This window comes from Devosia litorisediminis (genome assembly GCF_018334155.1).
Lineage (GTDB): Bacteria > Pseudomonadota > Alphaproteobacteria > Rhizobiales > Devosiaceae > Devosia > Devosia litorisediminis.
This window is the reverse complement of sequence record NZ_JAGXTP010000001.1, coordinates 323,411-349,592: the sequence shown is the minus strand read 5'-3', so window position 1 is coordinate 349,592 and position 26,182 is coordinate 323,411. Positions and strand designations below refer to the sequence as shown.

The 26,182-nt window shown below is 60.8% G+C and carries 26 protein-coding genes; 18 read left to right on the top strand and 8 right to left on the bottom strand.

Translation table 11 applies throughout. The features are described from left to right. From KD146_RS01655 to KD146_RS01615, 9 genes are all read left to right on the top strand, one after another. Nucleotides 1-717, top strand: a complete 717-nt coding sequence (locus KD146_RS01655) for an HAD family hydrolase (protein WP_345790724.1) — start codon at nucleotides 1-3, stop codon at nucleotides 715-717. A gap of 2 nt (nucleotides 718-719) precedes the next feature. Continuing rightward, nucleotides 720-2,306 carry an FGGY-family carbohydrate kinase gene (locus KD146_RS01650; protein ID WP_212657019.1) on the top strand — a complete coding sequence of 529 codons (1,587 nt, stop codon included), beginning with the start codon at nucleotides 720-722 and terminating at the stop codon, nucleotides 2,304-2,306. Nucleotides 2,307-2,391: 85 nt separating this feature from the next. Further along, entirely contained in the window at nucleotides 2,392-5,742 is a 3,351-nt protein-coding gene (locus KD146_RS01645) for a transglutaminase family protein (RefSeq protein ID WP_212657018.1), read from the top strand. A 3-nt stretch (nucleotides 5,743-5,745) separates the two neighbouring features. Next, the gene (locus KD146_RS01640; RefSeq protein ID WP_212657017.1) at nucleotides 5,746-8,154 is read left to right on the top strand and encodes a circularly permuted type 2 ATP-grasp protein; all 2,409 of its coding nucleotides are present in this window, start codon (nucleotides 5,746-5,748) and stop codon (nucleotides 8,152-8,154) included. A gap of 5 nt (nucleotides 8,155-8,159) precedes the next feature. Further along, nucleotides 8,160-9,038 (top strand): transglutaminase family protein, encoded by an 879-nt coding sequence (locus KD146_RS01635; RefSeq protein ID WP_212657016.1) that lies wholly within the window; start codon nucleotides 8,160-8,162, stop codon nucleotides 9,036-9,038. A gap of 137 nt (nucleotides 9,039-9,175) precedes the next feature. Next, nucleotides 9,176-9,340, top strand: a complete 165-nt coding sequence (locus KD146_RS01630) for a hypothetical protein (RefSeq protein WP_212657015.1) — start codon at nucleotides 9,176-9,178, stop codon at nucleotides 9,338-9,340. A 42-nt stretch (nucleotides 9,341-9,382) separates the two neighbouring features. Continuing rightward, nucleotides 9,383-9,541 carry a DUF3309 family protein gene (locus KD146_RS01625; protein WP_212657014.1) on the top strand — a complete coding sequence of 53 codons (159 nt, stop codon included), beginning with the start codon at nucleotides 9,383-9,385 and terminating at the stop codon, nucleotides 9,539-9,541. A gap of 207 nt (nucleotides 9,542-9,748) precedes the next feature. Beyond that, nucleotides 9,749-10,105: an ElaB/YgaM/YqjD family protein gene (locus KD146_RS01620; RefSeq protein ID WP_212657013.1), complete on the top strand. Its 357-nt coding sequence runs from the start codon at nucleotides 9,749-9,751 to the stop codon at nucleotides 10,103-10,105. Between the two features lie 5 nt (nucleotides 10,106-10,110). Continuing rightward, complete coding sequence (locus KD146_RS01615; RefSeq protein ID WP_212657012.1) at nucleotides 10,111-10,548, top strand: hypothetical protein; 438 nt, start codon at nucleotides 10,111-10,113, stop codon at nucleotides 10,546-10,548. A 23-nt stretch (nucleotides 10,549-10,571) separates the two neighbouring features. Here KD146_RS01615 and KD146_RS18140 read toward each other — a convergent pair whose 3' ends face one another. The 4 genes from KD146_RS18140 to KD146_RS01595 all read right to left on the bottom strand — a co-directional run bounded on the left by KD146_RS18140 (nucleotide 10,572) and on the right by KD146_RS01595 (nucleotide 15,312). Next, nucleotides 10,572-12,047 (bottom strand): HWE histidine kinase domain-containing protein, encoded by a 1,476-nt coding sequence (locus KD146_RS18140; RefSeq protein ID WP_212657011.1) that lies wholly within the window; start codon nucleotides 12,045-12,047, stop codon nucleotides 10,572-10,574. Between the two features lie 146 nt (nucleotides 12,048-12,193). Beyond that, a complete protein-coding gene (locus KD146_RS01605; RefSeq protein ID WP_345790805.1) occupies nucleotides 12,194-13,096 on the bottom strand; it encodes a diacylglycerol/lipid kinase family protein in 903 nt (300 codons plus the stop codon). A gap of 31 nt (nucleotides 13,097-13,127) precedes the next feature. Continuing rightward, nucleotides 13,128-14,519, bottom strand: a complete 1,392-nt coding sequence (locus KD146_RS01600; RefSeq protein WP_212657009.1) for a sensor histidine kinase — start codon at nucleotides 14,517-14,519, stop codon at nucleotides 13,128-13,130. Between the two features lie 100 nt (nucleotides 14,520-14,619). Then, nucleotides 14,620-15,312 carry a Crp/Fnr family transcriptional regulator gene (locus KD146_RS01595; protein ID WP_249327550.1) on the bottom strand — a complete coding sequence of 231 codons (693 nt, stop codon included), beginning with the start codon at nucleotides 15,310-15,312 and terminating at the stop codon, nucleotides 14,620-14,622. 184 nt (nucleotides 15,313-15,496) lie between these two features. On the opposite strand from KD146_RS01595, the gene KD146_RS01590 reads away from it, so the two are divergent. Further along, nucleotides 15,497-15,901 carry a response regulator gene (locus KD146_RS01590; RefSeq protein ID WP_212657008.1) on the top strand — a complete coding sequence of 135 codons (405 nt, stop codon included), beginning with the start codon at nucleotides 15,497-15,499 and terminating at the stop codon, nucleotides 15,899-15,901. Here KD146_RS01590 and KD146_RS01585 read toward each other — a convergent pair. Beyond that, complete coding sequence (locus KD146_RS01585; protein ID WP_212657007.1) at nucleotides 15,876-16,430, bottom strand: RNA polymerase sigma factor; 555 nt, start codon at nucleotides 16,428-16,430, stop codon at nucleotides 15,876-15,878. The two genes, KD146_RS01590 and KD146_RS01585, sit on opposite strands and share 26 nt — an antisense overlap. Before the next feature lie 4 nt (nucleotides 16,431-16,434). Next, on the bottom strand, nucleotides 16,435-16,659 hold the full coding sequence (locus KD146_RS01580) for a NepR family anti-sigma factor (protein WP_269371097.1): 225 nt from the start codon (nucleotides 16,657-16,659) through the stop codon (nucleotides 16,435-16,437). Nucleotides 16,660-16,815: 156 nt separating this feature from the next. On the opposite strand from KD146_RS01580, the gene KD146_RS01575 reads away from it, so the two are divergent. Both KD146_RS01575 and KD146_RS01570 read left to right on the top strand, forming a co-directional pair. Next, on the top strand, nucleotides 16,816-17,610 hold the full coding sequence (locus tag KD146_RS01575) for a response regulator (RefSeq protein WP_212657006.1): 795 nt from the start codon (nucleotides 16,816-16,818) through the stop codon (nucleotides 17,608-17,610). Between the two features lie 115 nt (nucleotides 17,611-17,725). Beyond that, nucleotides 17,726-17,890, top strand: a complete 165-nt coding sequence (locus KD146_RS01570) for a DUF1328 domain-containing protein (protein ID WP_212657005.1) — start codon at nucleotides 17,726-17,728, stop codon at nucleotides 17,888-17,890. Nucleotides 17,891-17,944: 54 nt separating this feature from the next. On the opposite strand, the gene KD146_RS01565 is transcribed toward KD146_RS01570, so the two are convergent. Further along, nucleotides 17,945-18,784: a YdcF family protein gene (locus tag KD146_RS01565; RefSeq protein ID WP_249327693.1), complete on the bottom strand. Its 840-nt coding sequence runs from the start codon at nucleotides 18,782-18,784 to the stop codon at nucleotides 17,945-17,947. 152 nt (nucleotides 18,785-18,936) lie between these two features. On the opposite strand from KD146_RS01565, the gene KD146_RS01560 reads away from it, so the two are divergent. From KD146_RS01560 to KD146_RS01535, 6 genes are all read left to right on the top strand, one after another. Next, nucleotides 18,937-19,734, top strand: coding sequence for an ABC transporter ATP-binding protein (locus KD146_RS01560; protein ID WP_212657004.1), 798 nt, complete (start codon nucleotides 18,937-18,939; stop codon nucleotides 19,732-19,734). A gap of 55 nt (nucleotides 19,735-19,789) precedes the next feature. Next, nucleotides 19,790-20,542 carry a transporter substrate-binding domain-containing protein gene (locus tag KD146_RS01555; protein WP_212657003.1) on the top strand — a complete coding sequence of 251 codons (753 nt, stop codon included), beginning with the start codon at nucleotides 19,790-19,792 and terminating at the stop codon, nucleotides 20,540-20,542. Nucleotides 20,543-20,628: 86 nt separating this feature from the next. Beyond that, entirely contained in the window at nucleotides 20,629-21,438 is an 810-nt protein-coding gene (locus KD146_RS01550; protein WP_212657002.1) for an ABC transporter permease subunit, read from the top strand. After that, entirely contained in the window at nucleotides 21,438-22,172 is a 735-nt protein-coding gene (locus KD146_RS01545) for an ABC transporter permease (RefSeq protein ID WP_212657001.1), read from the top strand. Before KD146_RS01550 ends, KD146_RS01545 begins: the two co-directional genes overlap by 1 nt. 4 nt (nucleotides 22,173-22,176) lie before the next feature. Continuing rightward, nucleotides 22,177-22,467, top strand: a complete 291-nt coding sequence (locus KD146_RS01540; RefSeq protein ID WP_212657000.1) for an MTH1187 family thiamine-binding protein — start codon at nucleotides 22,177-22,179, stop codon at nucleotides 22,465-22,467. A gap of 9 nt (nucleotides 22,468-22,476) precedes the next feature. Continuing rightward, nucleotides 22,477-23,619, top strand: a complete 1,143-nt coding sequence (locus KD146_RS01535; RefSeq protein WP_212656999.1) for a succinylglutamate desuccinylase/aspartoacylase family protein — start codon at nucleotides 22,477-22,479, stop codon at nucleotides 23,617-23,619. On the opposite strand, the gene KD146_RS01530 is transcribed toward KD146_RS01535, so the two are convergent. Continuing rightward, nucleotides 23,616-26,015: a putative bifunctional diguanylate cyclase/phosphodiesterase gene (locus KD146_RS01530; RefSeq protein ID WP_212656998.1), complete on the bottom strand. Its 2,400-nt coding sequence runs from the start codon at nucleotides 26,013-26,015 to the stop codon at nucleotides 23,616-23,618. The two genes, KD146_RS01535 and KD146_RS01530, sit on opposite strands and share 4 nt — an antisense overlap. Nucleotides 26,016-26,182 lie beyond the last annotated feature (167 nt).

The window sequence follows — 26,182 nt, the reverse complement described above, 5'->3', positions numbered from 1 at the left end:
GTGTCAGCCCTACCCCATCCAGACCGCCCACAGGTGCCCATTGATCTGATCATTTTCGATTGTGATGGGGTGTTGGTCGACAGCGAACCGCTGGCCATGCAGGTGCTGGTAGACGCCATTGCCGAGCAGGGCATCACCATCGCGCCCGAGGATGCCTATCGAGACTTCCTCGGCCGCTCGCTGAGTTCCATATCAGCCAGCCTGCACGATAATCACGGCGCTCCTCTCGGCCCGTCCGCCTTGCAGTCCATGCGGACCAACCTCTACGCGCTTTACCGCCAGAGCCTGCGGGCCAATCCGGGACTGCCCGAAGTCCTTGATCTGCTCAAGACACCATGCTGCGTCGCTTCATCATCCATGCCCGAACGCATTCATCTCAGCCTTGAACTGACTGGACTGTTGCCCCACTTCGCCGGGCATATCTATTCAGCCTCAATGGTAGACAACGGTAAGCCCGCGCCGGACCTTTTCCTTTACGCAGCCAGCCAGATGCACGTCGCACCCGCCAATTGCCTGGTGATTGAAGACAGTCCAGCAGGAATCACCGCTGCACAGCGCGCGGGCATGCGAGTGCTTGGCTATGTAGGGGGCAGCCACGCCACCCCAGGCGGTCTGCGCCCAGCGATTACCGCGTTGCACCCTGACGCCATATTCGACGATATGCATGCCCTTCCCGATCTAGTACGCTCGCTGCGAACCGAGAAGAGGGCGCGCTAGGTTTGACGACAAAGCTCTTGGTGGCAGTAGATGTGGGCACCGGCAGTGCCCGAGCAGGCGTACTGACGCCTGAAGGCGTGCTCCTGGGCCGCGCCGAGCATTCGATCGCCATGAACCGGCCCGATGCCAACCATGCCGAACACGACAGCGAACAGATCTGGAAAGCCGTTTGTGCTGCTGTCCGCCAGGCCATGGCCATTGCGGAGGCCAGGCCGGAACAGGTCGTCGGGCTGGGCTTTGACGCAACCTGTTCGCTTGTGGTTCGCGACGCTCAGGGGCACCCGCTGACCGTTTCGACCAGCGGCGACGATCGCTGGGACACCATTGTCTGGCTGGACCACCGCGCACTCAGTCAGGCCGATGAATGCACCCGCACCGGCCATGAAGTGCTCAATTTTGCTGGTGGCGTCATGTCGCCCGAAATGGAAGCCCCCAAGTTGATGTGGCTCAAGCGCCATCTGCCACAGACCTGGGCCCGCGCCGGCATGATGTTCGATCTGGCCGACTTTCTCTCTTGGAAAGCCACAGGCTCCCAGGCGCGCTCGCAATCAACCCTGACCTGCAAATGGACCTATCTGGCCCACAAGACCCCCAGCTGGCAGGCCGATTTTCTAGCCCGCATCGGCCTAGAGGATCTGCTGGAAAAAGCGTGCTTGCCCGATCAGGCCAGTCCCGTTGGTGCCGATCTGGGCGCACTCACCCCAACTGCCGCCGCCGATCTCGGCCTGACCACCGCCTGCCATGTCGGTGCCGGCTTGATCGACGCCCATGCCGGCGCCTTGGGCGTGCTGGGCGCCTTCACCCGGGATGTCGACACCATCGACCGCCACCTCGCACTGATTGCCGGCACCTCCAGCTGCGTCATGGCGCTGTCGGCCGAAGATCGTCCAACTTCCGGCGTCTGGGGCCCCTATTTTGGGGCGGTGCTGCCCGGGGTCTGGCTCAATGAAGGTGGCCAGTCAGCCACCGGCGCGCTGCTTGATCACATCATTCGCCTGCACAGCGCCGGGGGGGAACCAGATTCAACAATGCACAGCGCCATCGCCAGCCGCATTATGCAACTGCGCCAGAGCGAGGGGCTGGCACTTTCCGATCGCCTCCATGTGCTGCCAGACTTTCACGGCAACCGCTCGCCGCTGGGCGATCCCTTCGCGCTGGGGGTTATCTCTGGCCTGACCCTGGACAGCGATTTCGACTCGCTCTGTCGGCTCTATTGGCGCACTTGTGTCTCCATTGCCCTGGGCGTGCGCCATATTCTGGAGACTTTGAATACGCGCGGCTACGCCATCGACACGCTCCATGTCACCGGCGGCCATACCAAGAATGCCATTCTGATGGAGCTCTATGCAGACGCAACGGGCTGCACCGTCGTGGAATCGGCCGCCAAGGACGCGACGCTGCTGGGCATGGCAATGGTCGCCGCCACCGCAGCAGGTCTCTATCCCAGCCTTGATCAGGCATGCGCGGCCATGCAGCAGGGAGGCCGCTCCCGTACGCCCGAAGCGGCAGCCCGGCCGCAATTTGACAAGGACTACCGGATATTCCTCGAAATGCTGCGCCAAAGACAGATCATCGACACGATGGTCTGATCTGCAAGATGCGTGCTGGCGGTCCGTCGCTACACTCGATAGGCTGCCAATCTGTTTTGTGGCCTGAAGAGAGCGACGCACGCGCATGTCGATCAAAGCCGCCGTTTATCACCTGACTCACTACAAGTATGACCGTCCGGTCTATCTGCAGCCGCAGATCATCAGGCTGCAGCCGGCGTCGCACTCAAAGACCAAGGTATTGAGCTATTCGCTCAAGGTCTCGCCGTCCCTGCATTTCGTCAATATGCAGCAGGACCCCTATGGCAATTTCCTGACCCGCATCGTCTTTCCCGAGCCTGTCACCGAGCTCAAGATCGAAGTCGATCTGGTGGCCGACATGACGGTCTACAATCCCTTCGATTTCTTTGTCGAAGAAAGCGCCGAGATATTCCCGTTCGAATATCCTCAGGACATCCGCCCCGATCTGTCCATCTATATGCAACCCGAGCCGGTCGGCCCACTGCTGCAAAAATTCATCGACGGCATCGACAAGACACCGATGAACACGGTGAACTTTGTCACCGGCATCAATGCCAGTATTCAGCAGCACCTCGCCTATGTCGTGCGCATGGAAACCGGCGTCTGGACACCCGAGGAAACCCTGGCCAATGCCAAGGGGAGCTGCCGCGACTCCAGCTGGCTGCTGGTGCAGGTATTGCGCAATCTCGGCTTCGCTGCGCGTTTCGTTTCCGGCTACCTCATTCAGCTCAAGCCCGATCTGGTCTCGCTGGATGGCCCTGCGGGGACCGATCACGATTTCACCGATCTGCACGCCTGGTGCGAGGTCTACCTGCCCGGCGCGGGCTGGGTCGGTCTTGACCCAACCTCGGGCCTGCTGACTGGCGAAAGCCACGTTCCCCTGGCCGCCACCCCGCACTACCGCAATGCAGCGCCGATCTCGGGCACCGCTTCCTATGCTGAAGTCGAATTCGACTTCGACATGCGCGTCGACCGGGTCGCCGAGCATCCGCGCATCACCAAGCCTTTTTCCGATGAGAGCTGGGAAGAACTTGATGCGCTCGGCCATCAGGTCGATCAGGTGCTCGCCGATAACGACGTCCGCCTGACCATGGGCGGCGAGCCGACCTTTGTGTCTATTGATGACTTCGAAGCCGATGAGTGGAACACCGGCGCCGTCGGCCCCACCAAGCGCATCCTGGCCGACGATCTGATCCGTCGCCTGCGCGAGCGCTTTGCCCCCAACGGCATGCTGCATTATGGACAGGGCAAGTGGTACCCCGGCGAGACGCTGCCGCGCTGGACCTTCTCGCTCTATTGGCGGCTGGACGGCAAGCCGATCTGGTCTGACGAAAAGCTCATCGCCCGCGAAGGCGTCAAAACCGATGCCACGCATGAAGATGCCCGCAAATTTCTCGACAGCTTTGCGAAGAATCTCGGCCTCACCGGCGAAACCATCGCCGAGGCCTATGAGGATCCCGGCGAGTGGCTGCTCAAGGAAGCCAACCTGCCCGAGAACGTCGATCCAGCCAATTCCGAGCTAGCCGATCCAGAGGCCCGCTCGCGCATCGCCAAGGTGTTTGAACGCGGCCTGACCAACCCCACTGGTTACGTCCTGCCCATCCAGCGCTGGAATGCAGCGGCCTCCAGCCCATGGCTGACCGAAGTCTGGAAGACCCGGCGGGGCAAGTTGTTTCTGGCACCCGGTGACAGCCCGGCCGGCTATCGCCTGCCGCTCAGCTCGCTCAAGCATATCGATGCCACCAGCTATCCCCATGTTGTGGCCCAGGACCCCGGCGCGCCGCGCGGCGCCCTGCCCGATCCAGAGGAAATTCTGGCGCGCCAGAAGACAGGCCTTGAGGCTGATCCACGCGCCCAGACCACCGCCGATTTCACTGCCGCGACCGAACAACAGGACCGGACCGAACAGGAAATCAGCGAGATCGAGGGCGAAGTACGCACCGCCGTCACCGCCGAAATTCGCGATCATCGCCTGTGCGTCTTCCTGCCCCCGGTCGAACGGCTCGAGGACTATCTCGAACTGATCACCGCCGTTGAGGCTGCCGCCCGACATGTCGGCCAGCCGGTTCACCTGGAGGGCTATGCGCCCCCACATGACCCACGCCTCAACGTCATCCGCGTGGCGCCCGATCCCGGCGTCATCGAGGTCAATATTCACCCCGCTTCAAGCTGGGACGACTGCGTCGCTACCACCACCGCGATCTATGAAGAGGCCCGCCAGTCCCGTTTGGGTGCTGACAAGTTCATGATCGATGGTCGCCACACCGGCACCGGCGGCGGTAATCACGTCGTTGTCGGTGGCGCCACACCCGATGACAGCCCCTTCCTGCGCCGGCCCGATCTGCTCAAGTCGCTGGTGCTGCATTGGCAGCGGCACCCGGCCATGAGCTACCTGTTCTCGGGCCTGTTTATTGGACCGACCAGTCAGGCCCCGCGGTTTGACGAGGCGCGACATGACAGCCTCTACGAACTCGAAATCGCCATGTCGCAGGTGCCGCACCCGCAATCGGGTCAGCCCGCACCGCTGCCTTGGCTAGTTGATCGGCTGTTCCGCAATTTGCTAGTAGATGTCACCGGCAACACCCATCGTTCTGAAATCTGCATCGACAAGCTGTTCTCGCCCGATGGCCCGACCGGCCGTCTTGGCCTAGTCGAATTCCGCGGTTTCGAGATGCCGCCCAATGCCCGCATGGCACTGGCCCAGCAAGTTCTCGTCAGAGCCATCATCGCACGCTACTGGACCAACCCGCTTGATGGTGGTTTTACCCGCTGGGGCACTACGCTGCATGATCGCTTCATGCTGCCCCATTACGTCTGGCAGGATTTCCTCGACGTCATCGCGGACTTGGATCGCCACGGCTTCAAGATCGATCCCGCCTGGTTCGCCGCCCAGCTCGAATTCCGCTTCCCGTTCTGCGGTGAGGTCGAATACGAGGGCATGAAGCTCGAACTGCGTCAGGCGCTTGAGCCTTGGCACGTCATGGGTGAGCAGGGCGCCATTGGCGGTACCGTCCGCTTCGTTGACAGCTCGGTGGAGCGCCTGCAGGTCAAGCTCGAAGGGCTTAACCCCGATCGCTATGCCGTCACCTGCAATCAACGTCCTGTGCCACTGCGCCCCACCCAGACCGAGGGCGTCAGCGTGGCCGGTGTGCGCTTCAAGGCGTGGCAGCCGGCCTCAGGCCTGCACCCTGCCCTGCCGGTCAACACGCCGCTGGTGTTTGATATCTTTGATCTGTGGACCCAGCGACCCGTTGGCGGCTGCGTCTATCATGTCGCCCATCCCGGCGGCCGCAGCTACGACACCTTCCCCGTCAATGGCAATGAAGCCGAAGCCCGCCGTCTGGCGCGCTTCCTGCCGCAGAATTACACCGCAGGCGGCTTCGACTTCCGCGCCGAAAAGCCTGCGGACGAATTCCCGTTGACGCTTGACCTGCGTCGGCCGCCGCGCTTCTGGTAACCCATGACCATGACAGACCAAGAGCCCGACGCGCCCGCAGCAGGCCCCAGCATTATTGCTGACTACCAGCTGCGCCCGGGTGTCCCCGACGAAATGATCGATCCGGCCGGCAATATCCGGCCGGGCTGGGCCGAATTGATGGCCGCGTTTGATGCTCTGGGGGCGGAAGAACTCAGCGCCCGCTTTGAACGTGCTGACCAGTATCTGCGCGATGCAGGGGTGTTTTATCGCACCTATGATGGCGCAGAATCCAAGGAACGCGATTGGCCGTTGGCCCATGTCCCGTTGCTGATCGACGAAGCTGATTGGGAACGCATCAGCACCGGCCTCATCCAGCGCGCCGAACTGCTCGAAATGGTCGTCGCCGATATCTATGGCGACAACAATCTCGTCCAGCAGGGCCTGCTGCCGCCCGAACTGGTTGCACAGAACAGCGAATTCCTGCGCCCGCTGGTCGGTGTCAAACCAGCCAGTGGTCATTATCTGCACTTCTGCGCCTTCGAACTCGGGCGCGGTCCTGATGGTGCCTGGTGGGTACTTGGCGATCGGACCCAGGCGCCTTCCGGCGCCGGTTTTGCGTTGGAGAACCGTGTCGCCACCACTCATGCGCTGAGCGACATCTACGCCAATATGAACGTGCAGCGGCTGGCTGGCTTCTTCCGCGATTTCCGCGACATGCTGTTTGCCGATGCCAAGCGCGATGGTGGTTGGGTGGGCATCCTCACCCCAGGCCAGCTTAACGAAACCTATTTCGAACACGCCTATATCGCCCGCTATCTTGGTCTGGTCCTGCTCGAAGGCGAAGACCTGATCGTTCAGGACGGCAAGGTCATGGTTCGCACGGTTGCGGGGCCGATGCCGGTCAGCGCCCTCTGGCGCCGCATGGACGCCTCTTTCGTTGACCCGCTCGAACTGCGTTATGACAGTCGCATTGGCACGCCCGGCATGGTCGAGGCCTTGCGGCAGGGGTCGATATCGATGATCAATGCGCTGGGTACCGGCCTGCTGGAAACCCGCGCTCTGGCAGCCTTCATGCCACGCCTTTCGCGCAAACTGCTCGACACGCCGCTGCTGCTGCCCGAAATCGCCACCTGGTGGTGCGGTCAGCCCGGCGAGCAGCAGCAGGTCATCGACAATTTCGACGATCTGATGATCGGCCCTGCCTTTGCGACCAACCTGCCCTTTGACGATCTGCGCGGCACCAAGCTGGGTTCGACCATCCCGCCCGACGAAAAGGCGCGCCTGATCGAACGCATCCGCGCCAATGGGGCCAATTACGTCGGTCAGGAACAGGTGCAACTCTCGACCGCGCCGGTCTATGTCGATGGTAAATTGCAGCCACGTCCCATCACCTTGCGCGTCTACGCGGCACGCACCGAGAACGGCTGGACCATCATGCCCGGCGGCTTTGCCCGCGTCGGCTCAAGCCTTGATACAAGCGCCATTGCCATGCAGCGCGGCGGTCAGGCGGCCGACGTCTGGGTGCTCTCCTCCAAGCCGGTAGAACACATTTCCCTGTTGCCCCAGGACGGCAAGCAGATGGTGCGCGCCGCCGTGGGCGATCTGCCCAGTCGCGCCGCCGACAATCTGATCTGGCTGGGGCGCTATGCCGAACGCACCGAGGCCACGCTGCGCATTCTGCGCGCCTATAACGCCCGGCTGGCCGAACTGTCCAAGACAGATTTGCCGATCCTGACCCACTGCGCCGACTTCCTGGACAGCATCGATGTCGACGCCGCCCAGCCCATGCCACAGGGGTTGCTGGCCTCGATCAACAGCGCCGTGCACAGCGCCGGACAGATCCGAGATCGCTTTTCGCCCGATGGCTGGCTGGCGCTCAATGACCTGCAAAAAACAGCGCAGCGCTTTGCCAGGCGCGTCCGGCCGGGGGATGACTCCGCTCATGCCATGACCGTCTTGCTGCGCAAGCTCGCGGGCTTTTCCGGTCTGGTGCACGAAAACATGTACCGCTTTGCCGGCTGGCGCTTCCTCGAGCTCGGTCGCCGCCTTGAGCGCGCCATGCAGATTGCCCGCATTGTCTCCTGGTTGACCCATGAGGATGCCCCGGTCGGGTCGGTCGAGATGCTGCTCGAAATTGGCGACAGCGTGATGAGCCATCGGCGCCGCTATTCGGTGAGCGCGGGTGCGCAGAGCGCCATCGACCTGCTGATCCTGGACCCGCTCAACCCACGCTCGGTCATCTTCCAGCTCGACCGCTTGCGGGCCCAGATCGACAAGCTACCCGGCGGGATCGTCGAAGGGCAATTGTCGCCTGCCGCCAAGGCCGCGCTCGAGCTCGAAACCGAACTGCGCATCGCCGATGCCGGCGACATGACGCCCGAACGGCTCGATAAGCTGGCTGACGATATTGTTGGCCTGTCGGGCCTGATCTCTGCGGCTTATCTGGTGTGACGCCGATGCTTTACGATATCCGCCTTGAGATGAGCTACGACTACGATGCAACAGTGCATGGCGGTCGCCATCTGGTGCGCGTCGCCCCCATCAGCATTCCCGGCGTCCAACGCGTAGTGGCATCTAGCCTGTCATTCGAACCACGCCCCGAACGCGTCACCACGTTCAGCGACTTCTTTGGCAATGTCGCCACTACCATCGCCTATGTGACACCCCATGATCAGCTCAAGATCCGCCTGACGGCGCGGGTCAACGTTGAAAACCTGCTACCGCCGATCGACCTGTCGCCCTCATTGGCCGACCTCCGCCAGCAGATTGCGCGGCTATGGAGCGTGCAACCGGACAGCCCGCACCATTTCCTGGCCGCTTCGCCGCGCGTTCCGCTCGAGCCGGCTATTACCCACTACGCCGCCAAGGCCGTCGCTGGCGCACCCACCGTTCTGGTCGCCGCCAACGCCCTGTGCATGGCGATCCATCGCGACTTTGCCTATGACCCCAAAGCCACCGATGTGGAAACTGAACCCGCCGAGGCCTTTGCCTTGCGCAAGGGCGTCTGCCAGGACTTTGCCCATGTCATGATTGCCGGCTTGCGTGGTCTGGGCATTCCAGCCGGCTATGTCTCGGGTTTCCTGCGCACCAGCCCGCCGCCCGGCAAGCCGCGTCTGGAAGGCGCTGATGCCATGCATGCATGGGTGCGCGCCTGGTGCGGCCAGGATATGGGGTGGATTGAGTTCGACCCCACCAATGCGATCATGGCCGGACCCGACCATATTTCGATTGGCCACGGCCGTGACTATGCCGACATCTCTCCCATCGTCGGCGTGCTCAAGACGCACGGCTCGCACGAGGCCAAGCAGTCCGTTGACGTATTGCCCGTCCTCTAGCCTGCGCGACTAGCATCAAAATCATTCGCGGAACCAAACCCGACCCACGTCCGTTCTTTGGCCAGGCGCAACACTGCGCAGCAAAAAAGATGGCGGGACCACACAGTTCTTCGCCATCGGCCACGGCGGAGGCAGTCATGACAAATATCGAATTCAAGGCACTTGAGAACGCAAGTCGCACGGCAATGGTTTGGTCCGAAGGTTATGACGGCCAGACCCATTATGGCGACGTGCTCAAGGCGCTGACGCCGGCATTTCTCATTCTGGCCACCGCTGCAGGCCTGATGCTCGCCATTCTCTAGGCGCGCTCTTTCACATCAACAACATCCCTACGGAGAACGACCATGGGCTTGGGTACAATTCTCATCATCATCCTGATTCTGCTGCTGATCGGCGCCCTGCCAACATGGGGCTACTCGCGCGGCTTCGGCTACTTCCCCTCCGGCATCCTCGGTGTCGTTCTGGTGGTCGTTATCATTCTCGCATTGATGGGCAACATCTAGCCCCGTCCCCTAATCGGGCGCACCCAGTCCCGGGGTCCACGTTTGTGAACAGCGCCCGGCGGGCAGAAGACGCCCCCCTTTCGCCCGCGATGGTGCACCTCGATACGTTCCTGCGTATTGGGGTGCATCTTTTTTTGCTTGTCACCGATGGGGCGGAACTGCGGGGCACGCTCCGCGTTACACCTACACAACACAAGGAGCTTCTCAATGGCTAGCACATCCGACCTCGCCCCTGAGCGCAGCAAGACCAGCCGCAGCCGCGCCAGCACCAAGCCGCGCGAAGACCAGCTGGAAGACCAGATTGCCCAGCTGCAGGCCGATCTCAAGGCGATCGCCGCAACGCTGACCAAGCTGAGCACGGACAAGGTCAATGAGGCTCGCGACACGGCCAAGGATGAAGCGCGCAATATGCAGCGCCAGGGCCAGCACGTGATCGACGAAGTTCAGGACCAGGCTGGCGCCATGGAACAGCAGCTCAAGGACACCATCCGCGAAAAGCCACTGACGGCCGTCGCCAGCGCGATTGGCATCGGCTACATCCTGGCCCTTCTGTCGCGCCACTGATCGCCATGAATTTCCTGAGCCCATTGGCCAGCTTCCTGGGTATGGAAGTTGAGCACATCACCGATCGCATCAAGCACGCGGTCATCATCAACGCAGCCATGGCCTTGTTTGGCCTGGCAGCGGCGAGCTTTTTGGTTGCCGCAGGCTTCATGGCGCTCGCTGATCAGGTGGGTGGCATCTATGCCGCGTTGATCTGCGCAGCCGCCTTTGCTGTGTTGGCTCTGACGATCTACCTGGGCACCCGCATCGCTGAAGCACGCCGTAAGCGGGCGATTGCCGAAAAGCGACGCTCGAGCGACACCAGCGCCTTTCTGACGACAGCAACCCTGACCGCATTGCCGGTGCTACTACGCTCGCCAATGGTGCGCACGCTGGGCCTGCCAGCCGCGGCAATCGCCGCGCTCTGGGTCATTAGCAATGGCAGTGATCGCAAAGACGACTGACCAAGACCAAACTGAACAAACGCTTATGCCGCCTCGACGGGCAGTGGCAGCCATACATCGGCTGTCACGCCTTCGGGGCGGAACTGCAATGTGACGGCGCTATCGAGCACCTTGGCCAGACTACGTTCGATCAACCGCGCGCCCAGGCCGTATTCCTGCTTTTCAGCCACTTCCGGACCGCCGCGCTCGCGCCATTTCAGCGCCAGTCCACGTACAGGCGTCGTCTTTACGTCCCAGGAAATGCTCACCACCCCATCCTCACTGGACCACGCGCCATATCGGTGCGCGTTGGTGGTCAACTCGTGCAGGATTAGTCCCAGCCCCAGCGCATGATCAGCGGGCAACATGATGTCGTCGCCCACAACCTCGGCGTGGTCTGGCTGCGAAAGGAAATTGGGGCCGAGCTGGGCCGCAATCACCTCATAGAGCTGCACGCCGGACCAGTCGCGGTCCGCCAGCAGCACATGGGCTTCAGAGATTGTCCGCAACCGGCCTGAAAAGGCGTCGATGAACTCCTGCGGATCCGGATTTTGCCGGATCGTCTGTCGTGCGACCGACTGGATCATCGCCAAGGTGTTTTTTACGCGGTGATTGAGCTCACGCAACAGCAGCCGCGTCTGCTCAGCCGTATGCTTGCTTTCGCTGATGTCGGTGCTGGCGCCCATCATGATCAGCGGCTTTCCCTCGGTATCGCGTTGATAGACGCGACCACGCATGGTCAACCAGCGCCCGGTCCTGGCCACCCGGGCTTCGGCATTGTAGTCCACCCCGTCGCTCAGGCTGGCCGCAATACCTGCTTCAACCACCGCGCGGTCAACCGGGTGGGTTGCCTCAAGCACCTGCTCCATCAGGATAACACCCGTTTCCGGCAGGTCATACATGCGTCGGAAGGTTTCGTTGCAGGCTATCTCGCCGGTTCGGATATCCCACACCCAGCTGCCGACCTTGCCCGCTTCGAGCGTCAGTGCATGCCGCCATTCCTCGCGCATCAGCGCAGCGGCGGTGCGGGCGCGTACCCGCGCTTCATCCTTGAGGGCGAAAAGGGCCGCAGCAATGCCGGCCAGATCGCCCAGCTGCGCCAGCATCTGGGGATCGACCTTTTCGCGCGGCGTCGTACTGAGCACGCAAAGCGAGCCGATCTTCTGGCCTTTAACAACAATTGGCGCGCCAGCATAAAACCTGATGAACGGCCAGGTCGTCACCAGCGAGTTGTCGCGAAATCGGTCATCCTGATGGGTATCAAGGACCACCAGGGCGTCGTCATCTGGCAGCGAAATGGTGTGGGCGCAAAACGATGTTTCAGTGGAAGTGCCCGTCATGTCGCCCATGCCAAAGCACGCGCGGAACGATTGACGCTCCGCCCCCACGACTGTCACCAGGGCAAACTCGGTCTCGAAGATATGGGCGACTGCACGGCTCAACCGATCAAAGTCGACATCCGGCTCGCCTTCGTGTCCCTCAAAGGCCGACAACGCCTTTAGACGTTGCTGGTCATCCACAACCGCCCGAACATTGTCAGGCAGCCTGCCCCCTGTTTTTACCACGTTGCGTCCTGCATAAACTGACCGCCCGACGAATAACCAACATCACCGGATAATCGACAGAAACGACACCCAAGCCATATTGGTTCCAAAAAAATTCAGGTCTATTCGACAACAAGTTGTCGGGGTTTAATGACCTTGAGTGCGCCCGGCTTGATGGCCAGTTCCACCGACGCATCCAGCGTCACCAACTCGCCATCAATGACCGCCTGTGCGCCCTTCTTGCGATTCGGGAAGTGCAGAGTCAGCGAAGTCACTTCCTTTTCTGAAATCATGGGGCTCGAGCGCCATGTGCCCAGAAGTATTCCGGTCCCCAGCGCCGCCAGTTCCGACGATGTTACGGGCGCGGCGACATAAACGCCAAGCACCCCCGCATCCAGCCGATCTGCATGGGGAATGTGGCCGTCACCTACAGGGTTGTTCGATACCGCAATACCCGACACCCGCCGCTTTTCCGTGCCCTTTACGGTCCGCAACTCGGCTTCGAATACGGGCGGGCGTACCACAGCCGCTGCCACTGCACGCAGGCTCGCCAAAAGCTTACCCAGCCGGCTGCCATAGGTCATGCCCTCGCGGATCCGCACCAGACGAGCGTGGATACCCACCCCAAACTGATGCACGAACAACTGCCCATTCGCTGTGGCGACATCCACGACACCCAATTCACCTGCCGCTAGCGCTTCAAGAGCTTCATCGAGGTCAAGGGGCACCTGAAGCGCGCGTGCAAACAGGTTCATCGTGCCCGCCGGGAGCACCGCCAAGGGCATCCCCGTTTCGTAAGCAATGCCGGCCGCCGTTGAAATGGTGCCGTCACCCCCCCCTGCCAGGACGGCGTCGACGCCCTCCTCGCCCGCGGCATCGCGCAGTTGCGCTTCTACCGCGTCGCCCGCCACCACCCGACAATCGAGCGTATGACCGTGACGCTTGAAGGCTGCGACGGCATCGGCGCAGAAGGCGTCCAGATCCATAGTCCGCAAGGTACCGCCATCGCGGTTGAGGATCGCCACTACGTGCAAGGCACTGCTCCACTCTGTTAGATTAGGCCCCGGCCTGCTGGTTCTCAATCCCGGGTAGCGGCACGACAACTCTCAGGCCACCGGTCGGCGGACGCTGATATTCGGGAACGCCACCGAACTGATGCGCCAACTGCTTGACGATCACGGAGCCCAGCCCGCCTTCTCCCGGCTGGCTATCGGCAGCCATCCCAACGCCGTCGTCGGTCACCGACAGGATTGGAACGCCATCCCCGTCGCGTTTGAGCTGCACCAAGATGTTGCCGCCATGCTCTTCAGGAAACGCATGCTTGAGGGCATTGGTTACAAGCTCGCCCACCAGAATCCCGATCGTAGTGGAATCGCGCGCACTGATGACAATCGCATCCACCTCGCCGGTCAATTTAACGCCCTTGGCATCGGAAACCGTTGTCGAAAGATCCTGCAGCACCGCATCGAGAAATTCGTCGGCGCTGGCGGTTTCCAGATCCTCACCCAGCCGCAGCCGACGGTGTGCCGAGGCAATGGCATGCACCCGCGACCGTGCCGCTTCGAGCGCCTGCTTGACCTCATCGGACTTGCTGCGCATCAATTGAAGGCCAAGCAGCGACGACACCGTCGCCAGTGAATTGCCAATCCGGTGACTGGTGTCCTGCAACAGCGTCTCTACACGCTCACGCTCTCGCTCTGCATGCGCTCGTGCCTCTTCGACCGCTTGGGTCCGCTCGCGGACATGGGCCTCCAACACTTCCTTTTCGCTCTGCAACAGGCTGCGGTTATGCGCCAATAAGCGCACTTCACGCTGCGCCCGCACGAACAGCACATAGGCCAGCACGACCGCGCCAACGAGCGCCGCGATGATGGCGCCAACCAGCCAGCGCCGAGAGGCATCAATGCTCCAGTTACGATCGAGCAGTTTCTGGTTTTCTTCGCCGATGAACTGCTCAAGTGCCAGGCGCACCGGCTCCATCGGCCGCTCGCTCGATCCGCTGGTCAGCAGCGCTCTCGCTTCATCAAGCCGTTGCCCTGCCACCAGCGTCATCACCTGCGCCAGGCCATCGGCTCGGAGGCGAATATCATCCACGATCGACTGCACCCTGGACGCTTGAGCTGCATCATTGCTGACCACAGCAGCCAATGAACCCATGCGCGTTTCAATGGCGGCCGAGGCCCTACGATAGGATTCGAGATAACGCTTTTCTTCGGTCAACATGTAGCCAAGCTGACTGCTCTCGGCATCGGTCAAGGCCAGGGTAAGCTCACGCGCCTGGTTGCGCACCTCATAGGTCCGCGTCATGTCGTCGATCTGGCGCTCGATACCCTGCATCAACACCAATGAGGCAACGACGGCCAATACGACAAGCGTCAACGACACCAGCACAGCCAGCCGCTGGGTTATCCGCGGGCGCTTCGCGCGTTCGATAACTCGTTTCGTCATGCTGTCGGGGATGCTCATTACCATTGTTGTATTGCGGCAGAACCATACCGCCCTTTTGCAGTGCAGCACACCGGTGTCAGCTTTGAGGCTCGCCCCCGCTTCATATCAACGGTCGACCGCCCTCGGGCAGCCCCTCCCATTCAGCCAGCGCCATCAGCCCTTGAACATCAATGACCTCGCAGGAGCGATCCAGCCACTGGATCAAGCCGCGTTCGGCAAGCTTGCGCAGGGTCTTGTTGGTATGAACGATGGACAGGCCCAGCGTGTCGGCGACATGCTGCTGAGTGATGGGGATGAACAGGTTCTTGTCCGACACCAGGCCGACCGATACCGCTCGCTGGTGCAGGAATGCCAGCAGATAGGCGGCGCGCTCCATCGCCGTGCGCCGCCCCAGGCTGAGTAGATGATCATCGAGCATCCGCTCTTCGCGCGCTGCCAGCCAGGTAATATCGAACCCCAGGCCCGGATGATTGCGGAACAGTTCACTGAGCCGATCACGCTGAAACACGCACAGCACCGAGGTCGACAGCGCCTCGACGGAGTGCTCCATCTCGCCAATAATCGACCCTTGCAGCCCGATCAGATCGCCGGGCAACATATAATTCAGAATCTGCCGACGCCCATCGGCGAGCACCTTGTAGCGAAAGGCCCAGCCCGACAGCAGCGTATAAAGGTGCGAACTGTGCGCGCCCTCCGACAGCAGCGTCGCGCCGGTCTCCGCAACTAGCTCGCCAGTCTTGAAGCTTGATATGAATTGCAGCTCGTTAGCCGCAAAAGAGCGAAACCCCGGCATGGCGCGCAGCGGGCACTGTTCGCAAGGAACGCGCCGTCCTGAGGTGGGAAGAACGAGATTCAATCTGCACCCGGACGCTGAGTAAAAGACATTGCTTAACCCAACGCGGCCGAGCCCGGTCCGTTCCCCACATGTCATATTTAAATGACAATAGCGCCTTCGCGGTCCATTCAATCATTTTTAGATGGTGAAAGAAGACATGCTCAGCGGCCAGACTGTCCTCATCGTCGAGGCAGAGTTTCTAATCGCATTCGATATTCAAGCCATGCTGGAAGACCTGTCCGCAGGTCAATTGCTGCTGGCTCGCTCTGCTGCTGAAGCCAATCGATTCAAGCCAGATTGGCCCTCAATCGATCTGGCGATCATCGAGTGTGTTCGCAATTGCGCGCAGACCGATGAATTGCTCACCGGCCTGCTGCAGTCTGGAACGCCTGTGGTTCTCAATTCATCCGATAGCGCATTGATCGATGGCCATCCGGACTTTCCTGATATTCCCGTAATCATCAAACCGATGATCGAGGAAGATTTCCGCCGCTCCGTGGCCCAGGCAATTGCCCGGCTCCCTAGAACGAGTGATTGTGTGTCGTAACCTGCGCCGAAACGGCATCGGGACCATAGTCTGACTCCCCGACAATCTTGAGAATGTCCTGCAGGCGCGTCCGGGCCCGGCTGACCCGGCTCTTCATTGTGCCCACAGCGCAATCACAGATCTCCGCAGCTTCCTCATAGGAGAAGCCCGAGGCACCAATCAGGATCACCGCTTCGCGCTGATCGTCAGGCAACTGGCTCAGCGCCTTTTTGAAGTCCTGCATGTCCATCGAGCCGTATTGAGCTGGATGCACCGAAAGCCGCTCTGTAAACGCGCCATCGCTATCCTGGACTTCACGGCCCCGCTTGCGCATCTGGCTGTAGAATTCATTGCGCAGAATAGTGAAGAGCCAAGCCTTGATATTGGTGCCCATTTCAAAGCTGGTCTGCTTCGCCCAGGCCTTCATCACGGTGTCCTGCACCAGATCGTCGGCCTTGTCGTGCTTGCCTGTCAGCGACACGGCGAAAGCGCGCAGGCTGGGCAATGTCGCAAGCATTTCGCGCTTGAAAGACGTCGGTTCGGCGGTCATGCCGTTACTCTCCGTCTCTGGAAGAATTGGCTTTGGCTGCCTGGTTCTGCTCAGCGCTATCGAGTTTTTCGAGCAGGTCGAGAAGCTGATCAGGAACACCTTCGTCCTGAACAGCTCCATAAAGCGCCCGCAGACGATTGCCGATATCCGTATTCGGACCCAGCCCATCATCTGCCCGCGCCGCCTGCGTCCGCATACGTTGCTGGGTCAAAAGTTTGTCCTTTTCCATGCCTACCGCGACCGTCAGATCGGTTGAATCGTTAGATTTGCTTGATCAATGCGCCACATTCAAAAAAGTTCCGCAAGGGCCGGAACTTTTGTTTTGCCGCCCCGTTGTGTAAATTCGTGGAAGCACGAGCCTAAAGCGTCACTGGGAGTTTGATATATGTCTTTGTCCACGCGGATCGCGCCGCACCTGCCTTACCTGCGGCGATTTTCCCGGGCGGTAACCGGGTCGCAAACCTCCGGCGATGCCTACGTCGCCGCCACCCTTGAAGCACTGATCGCCGACATTTCGCTTTTTCCCGAAGCCAGCAATGATCGCATCGCGCTTTATAAACTGTTTTCCGCACTGTTTTCTTCTTCAGCGGTGCAGGTGCCAGAGCCCATTTCCAGCTATGCTTGGGAACAGCGTGCCGCCAGCAATCTGGCCAATCTGTCGCCCCGCCCACGTCAGGCCTTCCTGCTGGTCGCCGTTGAAGGCTTCACCCACCCGCAGGCCGCCGAAATTCTCGATGTGAGCGAAGACGATTTCGCCAAGCTCATCGATGAAGCATCCGTCGAAATCTCGCGCCAGGTCGCCACCGAGATCATGATCATCGAAGATGAGCCACTGATCGCCATGGACATTGAACAGCTGGTTGAAAGCCTTGGACACAAGGTCGTCTGCGTTGCACGCACCCACAAGGAAGCAGTCAACCTGTTCGCCAAGCATCAGCCACGCATGATCCTGGCCGATATTCAGCTCGCCGATGGCAGCTCTGGCATTGATGCGGTCAACGACATTCTCAACACCCATGCGGTGCCGGTGATTTTCATCACCGCCTTCCCGGAACGCCTGCTGACCGGCGAGCGGCCAGAGCCAACCTTCCTGGTCACCAAGCCGTTCAACCCGGACATGGTCAAGGCACTGATCAGCCAGGCGCTGTTCTTTGATGAGGGCTCACGCGCCGCAGCCTGACACCAACCCCAACGCATTAATAGAAGGGCCGGTTTTCCGGCCCTTTTTGCTGTTATACGGAACCTGAAAACCCCTCGTCCGTTGTAAAACCAACACGTATTCAGAGGAGCTTTTCATGCTGTACTATGCACTCGTCTTTCTGGTGATCGCACTGGTCGCCGGCATCTTGGGCTTCGGTGGTATTGCCGGCGCGTCCGCCGGTATCGCCCAGATCCTGTTCTTTCTTTTTCTGGCGTTCCTGGTCATCTCGCTGGTCATTGGTTTCATTCGCCGCACTTAGCCACAGACCATCCTGACACCCTGTTTCGGCCTCGCCCATCGGCGGGGCCGAACCTTATGTGGTAGGTGAGACCGATGGACCGGGGAAAACTGTGTCGATCCGGCCGGTCGCCGCGTAAACCAGCAAGCCGACCCACTCCCGGATCGCCACGCTGGTATTGGAAAAATTGTACACCGGGTTGGCCAGGTCCAGGCCAAAGCCCTCCGCGCCGGTGCTGCGATAGTCCGTTGGCCAAGCAATTACTTCCAGCCCAGCTTTCTCAAACAGCGCCACCGAGCGCGGCATATGAAAGGCCGAGGTCACCAGCATGATTGCCCCATTCACCTCGCCCAGCATGACGCGGGTCAGATCGGCGTTTTCAATCGTGTTGCGGGACGCCGTCTCAAGCACCAACCGATCGGCCGGCACCCCAAGATCCGCCAGCAATCGCGCCGACGTCACCGCCTCGGCCTCGACACCCTGCGTCAGCAGGCCCGTGCCACCGCTCAGCACAATTCTGGCCGCCGGATAGGTCTGAGCCAGATAGACTGCCGCGACCAGACGATCGCCTGCTTCGTTGAGTTCTGAAACGCCGCGCGCACCGCTCACGCGCCCCACCGTAGAACCACCCAGCACGATGATGGTCGATACCGAAACCGGCATTTGCGCGGGGCGCTCGAAGCGGTTTTCCAGCGGTCCGATCAGCAAGGCGCCCAGTGTGGTATATCCACTCACCACCAGAACGCTCAGCCCGAGCCCGCCAAGCGTCAGCCCCCATCGGACGCGGCGCCATGCCACCAGCACACCGCCCGCCAGCACCAACAGGGCGCAGATACTGATCGGTTGTGCGACCAGCCAGAACAATTTTGAAACCACAAAGAACATCGCCTGCCCGTCCGTTGACGCCATTGTCATGCGATACAATACCGATCACCGCCCTGCCACGGCGAATTCGCGCTTGCTATCTGCCCCGCTTCTGTTTTTGTTGAGGGCGGTCAAGATTGCCAGTCTCAATAAGGCAACCGCCGGTCAGGAAACGTCTGCGCTATGCAGGCTATTGGGTGAAAATGGCGCAAGCTACCGCTGTAGTTGCGGACAAATTGCCAGTTGTGGCGATCCGCGATCTGCACAAATCCTTCGGCACGCTTGAAGTGCTCAAGGGTATTTCGTTCACTGCCAATGAGGGCGAAGTCGTGTCGCTGATCGGCTCGTCCGGTTCAGGCAAGTCGACTCTTCTGCGCTGTATCAACATGCTCGAAATACCCGACAGTGGCGTGGTCAGCATTGACGGCGAAGAGATCAAGCTGCGCGGCACCCATCCGCATCGCCAGATTGCCGACGAGCAACAGATCCGTCGCATTCGTTCCGAGCTGGGCATGGTGTTCCAGAGCTTTAATCTGTGGGCCCATCTGACCATTCTCGAAAACGTCATGGAAGCGCCGTTGATCGTCCAGAAGCGCGCGCGCGACGAGGTCGAGACCGAGGCTCGCGCCATGCTCGACAAGGTCGGCATTGGTGCCAAAGCCGACGCCTATCCCGCACAACTTTCCGGCGGCCAGCAGCAACGCGCCGCGATCGCGCGCGCCCTGTGCATCAATCCGCGCGTCATGCTGTTTGATGAACCGACCTCGGCACTCGATCCCGAACTCGAAGTCGAGGTGCTGCGCGTCATCAAGGTGCTGGCTGACGAAGGCCGCACCATGGTGCTGGTCACCCACGACATGGAATTTGCCCGATCCGTCTCGGATCGCGTGATCTTCCTGCACAAGGGCGCCATTGAAGAGCAAGGCACCCCCGACGAGGTCTTCAGCGCCACCAAATCCGCCCGCCTCAAACAATTTCTCAATGCCGCCAACCACGACTAGGCGACAAGTCCCGGTCAACGGGCACACGCAGAGCAACATTCAACGGAGAAACAAGATGAAGAAGCTCATTCTCACAGCCGCCGCGCTTCTGGCGCTCGGCACGACTGCCCAGGCACAGGAAACGGTGCGCATTGCCACCGAGGGTGCCTATGCCCCCTGGAACTTCCTCGATGATAGCGGCGCACCCGCTGGCTTCGAAATCGACCTGGGCAATGCCATCTGCGAACAGGCCGAACTTTCCTGCGAGTTCATCATCAACGATTGGGACTCCATCATCCCCAACCTGCTCGCTGGCAACTACGACGTGATCATGGCCGGTATGTCGATTACCGAAGAACGTCTGGAAACCATCGACTTCACCCAGAACTACTTCCCGCCCGATCCGTCGCTGTACATCGCGGCAGCCGGCGCGGGCATTGATCCCAGCGCACTTGAAGGCAAGCGCGTTGGCGTTCAGGGCGGCACTATCCAGGCTGCCTATGCCGAAGAAAACCTCGGCGCCAACAATACCATCGTCTCCTTCGGCACCGCCGATCAGGCCATGGCTGATCTGGGCGCTGGCAATCTCGACACCATCCTGGCCGACGGCGCCTATCTTGAGCCCGTCGTTGCAGCATCCGGCGGCGCTTTCGAATTCGTGGGCGAAGACGTGATGATCGGCAGCGGCGTTGGTGGCGGCATCCGCAAGGACGAAGCTGACCTCAAGGGCAAGTTTGACGACGCCCTGACCGCCCTCAAGAAGGACGGCACCGTCGACGAACTGATCGCCAAGTGGTTCGAGGGCCGTGGCCCGTACTTCGCCGACTAAAGCACTTGCCGGGGTGGGCTCAACACCCACCCCGGATTTTCTGAAAGCCCATCCATGCCCCCTTCCATGCCCCGCTGGATCAGCCCATGAGCGACGACATCGCCTTCTGGCTGGACTATCTCACCAACGGCAAGCATCTGACCTGGTACGCCAGCTTTCAGTTCACCATTTTTGCAGCACTCTTTGGCGGCACGCTCGCCGTGGTCTTCGGCCTGATCGGCGCGACCCTGAAGAATTCGCGGTTCTGGCCCCTGCGCCTGATCGGTTCGACCTACTCATCCATCGTCCGCGGCGTCCCCGACGTCTTGTTCTTTCTGTTCTTCCCGCTCGCCTTCGAACAGGCCGTTGAGTGGTTTCTGGCCACACAGGTCTGCTCCCCCGAGGCAATCGCTCTGCAATCAGCGGCCTGGCCGCCCTGCAAGGAAGCCAACTGGTTTCTGGGCACCCCTGAATATCTGATCCTGGCCTCGGTCTCGCTGGGCATCGTCTATGGCGCCTTCGCCACCAATGTCATTCACGGCGCCATGCGCGCAGTGCCCAAAGGCCAGCTGGAAGCCGCTCGCGCCTATGGCATGTCCCTGGCCCAGGTAATGTGGCGCGTCCATATCCGCCAGATGTGGGTTTACGCCCTGCCCGGCCTGTCCAATGTCTGGATGCTGATCGTCAAGGCAACCTCGCTGCTCTCACTGCTGCAGATCGCTGACATCGTGCTCTGGGCCGATCGCCTGGGCGCGCCGAATTTCCTGCCCACCGTTGGTCTGGTACATGAGGACTGGCGCTGGCGCTATTATCTGGTGCTGTTCGTTTTCTATATTCTGGTCACGCTGGTCTCCGAGAAGGCTTTCGGTGCACTCATGAACCGCGCCGGTCGCGGCATTCTCAACGAGGCCAGATAATGGAGCGCTTCCTCCAGGAAATCGTGCTGTTTGCGCCCGCCGTGGTGTTCAACATCTATTTCGCCGTCGCCTCCATCCCGCTTGGTTTTGTGATGGCCATCTTTCTGGCGCTGGGAAAGGCCTCTGACAATCCGCTGATCTCACGGCTCAGTCGCGGCTATATCTACGCCTTTCGCGGCTCACCGCTCTTCATCCAGTTCTTCATGATCTATTCGCTCACGCTCTCGTTCAACCTGGCGGTCTGGAAGCCACTGGGTGTGTCATGGTTCGTGCTGCACCCGCTGTTCATCGGCCCGCTCGTTCTGGTGCTCAACACCAGTGCCTATACCGCCGAAATATTCTATGGCGCCCTGCGCGCCGTGCCGCGCGGCGAGGTGGAAGCCGCCTGCGCCTATGGCATGAGCCGGCGCCAGCAATTCCGTCAGGTCGTCTGGCCCAATCTCATCCGGCTGGCCTGGCCTGCCTATACCAACGAGGTGGTGTTCCTGTTCCACGCCACTGCCATTGTTTATTTCGCTTTGCCGGTCATCGGCATGCAGAAGGATGTGATGATCACAGCCAAGGAATTGTTCGAACGCGATTATAATGCCTTCCTGCATTTCTCGGTCGCGGCGCTCTATTTCCTAGTTGTGTCGCTGGTCATCTTCTTCCTGTTCGGCCTGATCTATAAGCGCCTTATGCGGCACATGCCGGCCGCCCCCGGCATGCGTTTTGCCCCCAAATGGATGCGTTAGCCTCATGAAGATTATCGCCGATTTCTGCATCGTCCCCATGGGTGTGGGGCCCTCTGTCTCGACCTATGTCCGGGAAATCCAGACCATTATCGAGGCCTCTGGCCTGGTTCATGTCATGCATGCCAATGGCACCAATATCGAGGGCGAGATGGCCCAGGTCAGTGCGCTGATCGAGGCCTGCTGCGCCCGCCTCACCGAAATGGGCATCGAGCGCACTTTCTGCACCATGGCGTTTTCAACCCGTACCGACAAACCGCAGACCATGGCCGACAAGCTCGCCAGCCTCACTCCTTAGAGAACTCCAATGGCTTTTGAACTGCACTCCACCACGCTGAGCGGCGACACACCCGGCGCTGCCACCACGCTCTATTGGTACACAGCCGGTCCTGCTGACGCGGCCACGCGCGTACACCTCCAGGCCGCGCTGCACGCTGACGAACAGCCCGGCACCATGGCGCTGCACCACCTGCTGCCAAAACTGCGCGATGCGGACGCTGCCGGCCAGCTCAGGGCGCATTTCACCATCTACCCCTCGGTCAACCCGCTGGGCCTGGCCACCTATGCCCTGCGCAACCACGTCGGGCGCTACGACATTGAAACGGGCGTCAATTACAACCGCCGCTGGCCCGACCTCTATCCTCAGATAGCCAACGCCATTGCAGGCAAGCTTGGCAGCGACCCCAAGGCCAACATTCAGACAATCCGCACCGCCGTCGCCGCTTGGCTCGACAGCCAGCGTCCCGCATCGGCCATCCAGCAATTGCGGCTGCTGGTCATGAAGTCTGCGACCACCGCCGACATCGTGCTCGACCTGCACTGCGATGATCACAGCCTCAAGCACATCTTCACCTCACCCGAATTGATGCCCGGACTGCAGGATCTGGCCGACTGGATGGGGGTTGCGGCCACCCTGACCGCCGAGGACAGCGGTGGCGGCTCGTTCGACGAGGTGCTCCCATCGCTCTATCGCAAGGCTCAGCTTGCCAATCCGGATCACCCCATCCCGGCGGCGGCTGAAACCGCAACACTGGAATATCGCGGGCGCGCCGATAGTTTTGACAGCTTTGGTCAGGCCGATGCGGCGGGACTGTTCGGCTTTTTCGCCGGGCGCGGCCTGATTGCGGCGGATGCCGGGACCACACCCGCTGCAGCACCCGCTCCGACCCCATTCGAGGCAACCGAAGTCCTGCGTGCCGAGGCACCGGGCCTGCTCGCCTATCGGGTGGAGCTGGGCGACCGCGTCAAGAAGGGCCAGCCCATCGCCGATCTCATCGCCATGGATGGGCCCGAGGCCTTTATGGCACGCCAACCCATTCTGGCCGGCACCGACGGGTTTGTGCTCTCAATGGTCACCGCCAAATACGTCAGGCGCGGCGCCACCATTGCCAAGATTGTCGGCGACGAAATCCTGCCTGCCCGCGCGGGTGGCTATCTGCTCGAAGACTAGCTGGCGATGGCTGCCAGCCGCGCTTGTGCTTCGGAGGTCACCGCTTCGGCGCGCCCGGGGAAGCGGGTCAGCAGATAGTGGGGCAACTCGACCGGGTCCAGCGGCCGGGCAAAGAAGAAGCCCTGCAACTGATCGCAGGCTATCTCTGTCAGGAAGCTTGCCTGCTCGCGTGTCTCAACGCCCTCTGCGGTGATCTTGAGCTTGAGCGTGCGCCCGAGCGAAGCAATCGCCTTGAGGATATCGCGTGCCACTTCGTCGCCGCTCGAGGCGTTGACGAACGAGCGGTCGATCTTGATCTTGTCGAAGGGGAATTTCAGCAGATAGTTCAGGCTTGAATAGCCGGTGCCAAAGTCGTCCATGGCGATGCTGACGCCCAGTGCGCGCAATTCACCAAGCTTGGCCACAACCTCTTCTGGGTCTTCCATTAGCAGACCCTCGGTGATTTCGATCTCCAGCCGCTTGGGTGCCAGACCCGACATGGCCAGCGCTTTCTGCACCACCTGCGTAATGTCTGATCGCCGGAAATGCTTGGCCGACAGGTTCACCGCCACGGTCAGATGCTCCGGCCAGGTCGACGCCGCCATACAGGCCTGCTCGATAGTCCAGTCGCCAATGTCGACGATCAGGTTCGAGTGCTCAGCCACCGGGATGAACTCCACCGGCGGCACCAGCCCGCGGATCGGATGGTTCCAGCGGATCAGCGCCTCAAAGCCTACCGGTTCTTCGCTCTCGGCCGAAACCAGCGGCTGGTAGTACAGGACCAGTTCACGATTGCCGATAGCGTCGCGCAGTTCCACTTCCAGCAGGCGCCGTTCACGGGCGTCACTGTCCATCTGGCTTTCAAAGAAGCGATAGACCGAGCGACCGTCATCCTTGGCCCGATAGAGCGCCAGATCGGCATTGCGCAAGATCTGGTCTGGGCGCGTGCCGCTCAACGGCGCCATGGCAATGCCCACGCTCATGCCGATGACAACCTCTTCACCTTCGATGATGAAAGGGCGCTTGATCTCGGCGATCAGGCGATCAGCCAGCCGAGCTACCATTTCGCTATCGCCACTATTGGGCAGGATGATCGCAAATTCATCACCGCCCAACCGGGCCGTCAGATCGGGCTCATGCACCAGCGCATCGATCCGCTTGGCCACCTCTACCAGCAGTCGGTCGCCAACCATATGCCCGCGACTGTCATTGACCGATTTGAATTGGTCCAGATCAAGGAACATCACGGTGAACGGCGCGCCGTAGCGCTCCAGGCGGGCGACACAGCTATTGAGCTGTTCGGTAAACTTGTTCCGGTTGAGCAAGCCGGTCATCGGATCATGATGCGCCAGCATGGTGATCCGCCGCTCCGCCAGCTTGCGGGCGGTAACGTCAGAACCGGTGCCAATATAACCCAGATAGACTCCGGCGTCGTCAAAGGCTGGCTTGCCTGTCAGCGCCCACCAGCACTCAACGCCTGCGGCGGTGACCCGCAACTCGATATCCTGAAATGTCTTGCGATCACTTACGTCGCGTTCAAGCTGCGCCACCAGCGTATCGTTGGGCGGCGTGATGCACTGCATGAAATGCACGAAATCAGCGCCCACCAGATCGTCCTCATCCACGCCTGTTGCTGTGGTGAAGCCACTCGAAAGCCGGTTGATGGAGCCGTCTGCATCAAAGCCCCATACCCAGTCCGAAGCCGCCTGCTCGAACTCGCGCAGCAGCAACCCGATGATCTCGCGCTTTTCCAGCAGCAGCGCTTCAGATGCGCGATGAGCCACAAAGGCCGAGGCATGGTTGAAGGTGATGCCCACCATGATGGAAGTAAACGCCATCAGCAGCACACCCTGCACCCAGACATCAGGCGTGGTATCCATACCCACTACCGTGCCCAGTGCACCCACGATCAGCGGGATCGTAAAGGCCGCAAGCGCTTGGGGATAATTAACCAGCGCCATCATCGAGATACACAACAGGCCACCCGCACCAATCGTGGCCGCGCCGCGCACCGTTGAATTGAGATCGACCGGGATGATGTTGAACACCACACCCCACAACGTGCCCAGCAGCAGCGCATAAAGCACTGTGCGCACCACCGATTTATGTGGCTTGCTCTCAAGGCTCAGATTGGGGTTGCTCCACGCCAGATAGCTTGCGTGCAATTGCAGCATATTGATTGCGGCCAGCGTGACAGCCATCGGCCAGAACCGGGCGGTCCCCCAGGTCAGCAGCAGAAACACCACCGAGACCACGACCGTGCTCGCCAGCATGGCCGGTGTCATCTTGCTGACCGAGTTCAATTGTTGGCGCAGCAGCTTCTGGCGCACCGCCGTGGGCAGGTCTGCCGCACCAATGGCGCGGTCGACAAACCCGTTGACCAGGGAAAGCAGGCCGGACCCAGACTGAGTGTTCATGAGCCTAGAATGGACCGGCAGCACTTAATTTTGCGTGAGTCCAACCGTCCAGTTACGAAGTATTCAAATCGTATTTACCATTCAACGTAAGCAAAATTGCACCGCGTTCGGTCATACAAAATATACCGCAACGATTAAGCTGCTTTTCAAGTAGCCAAAGTAGTTTG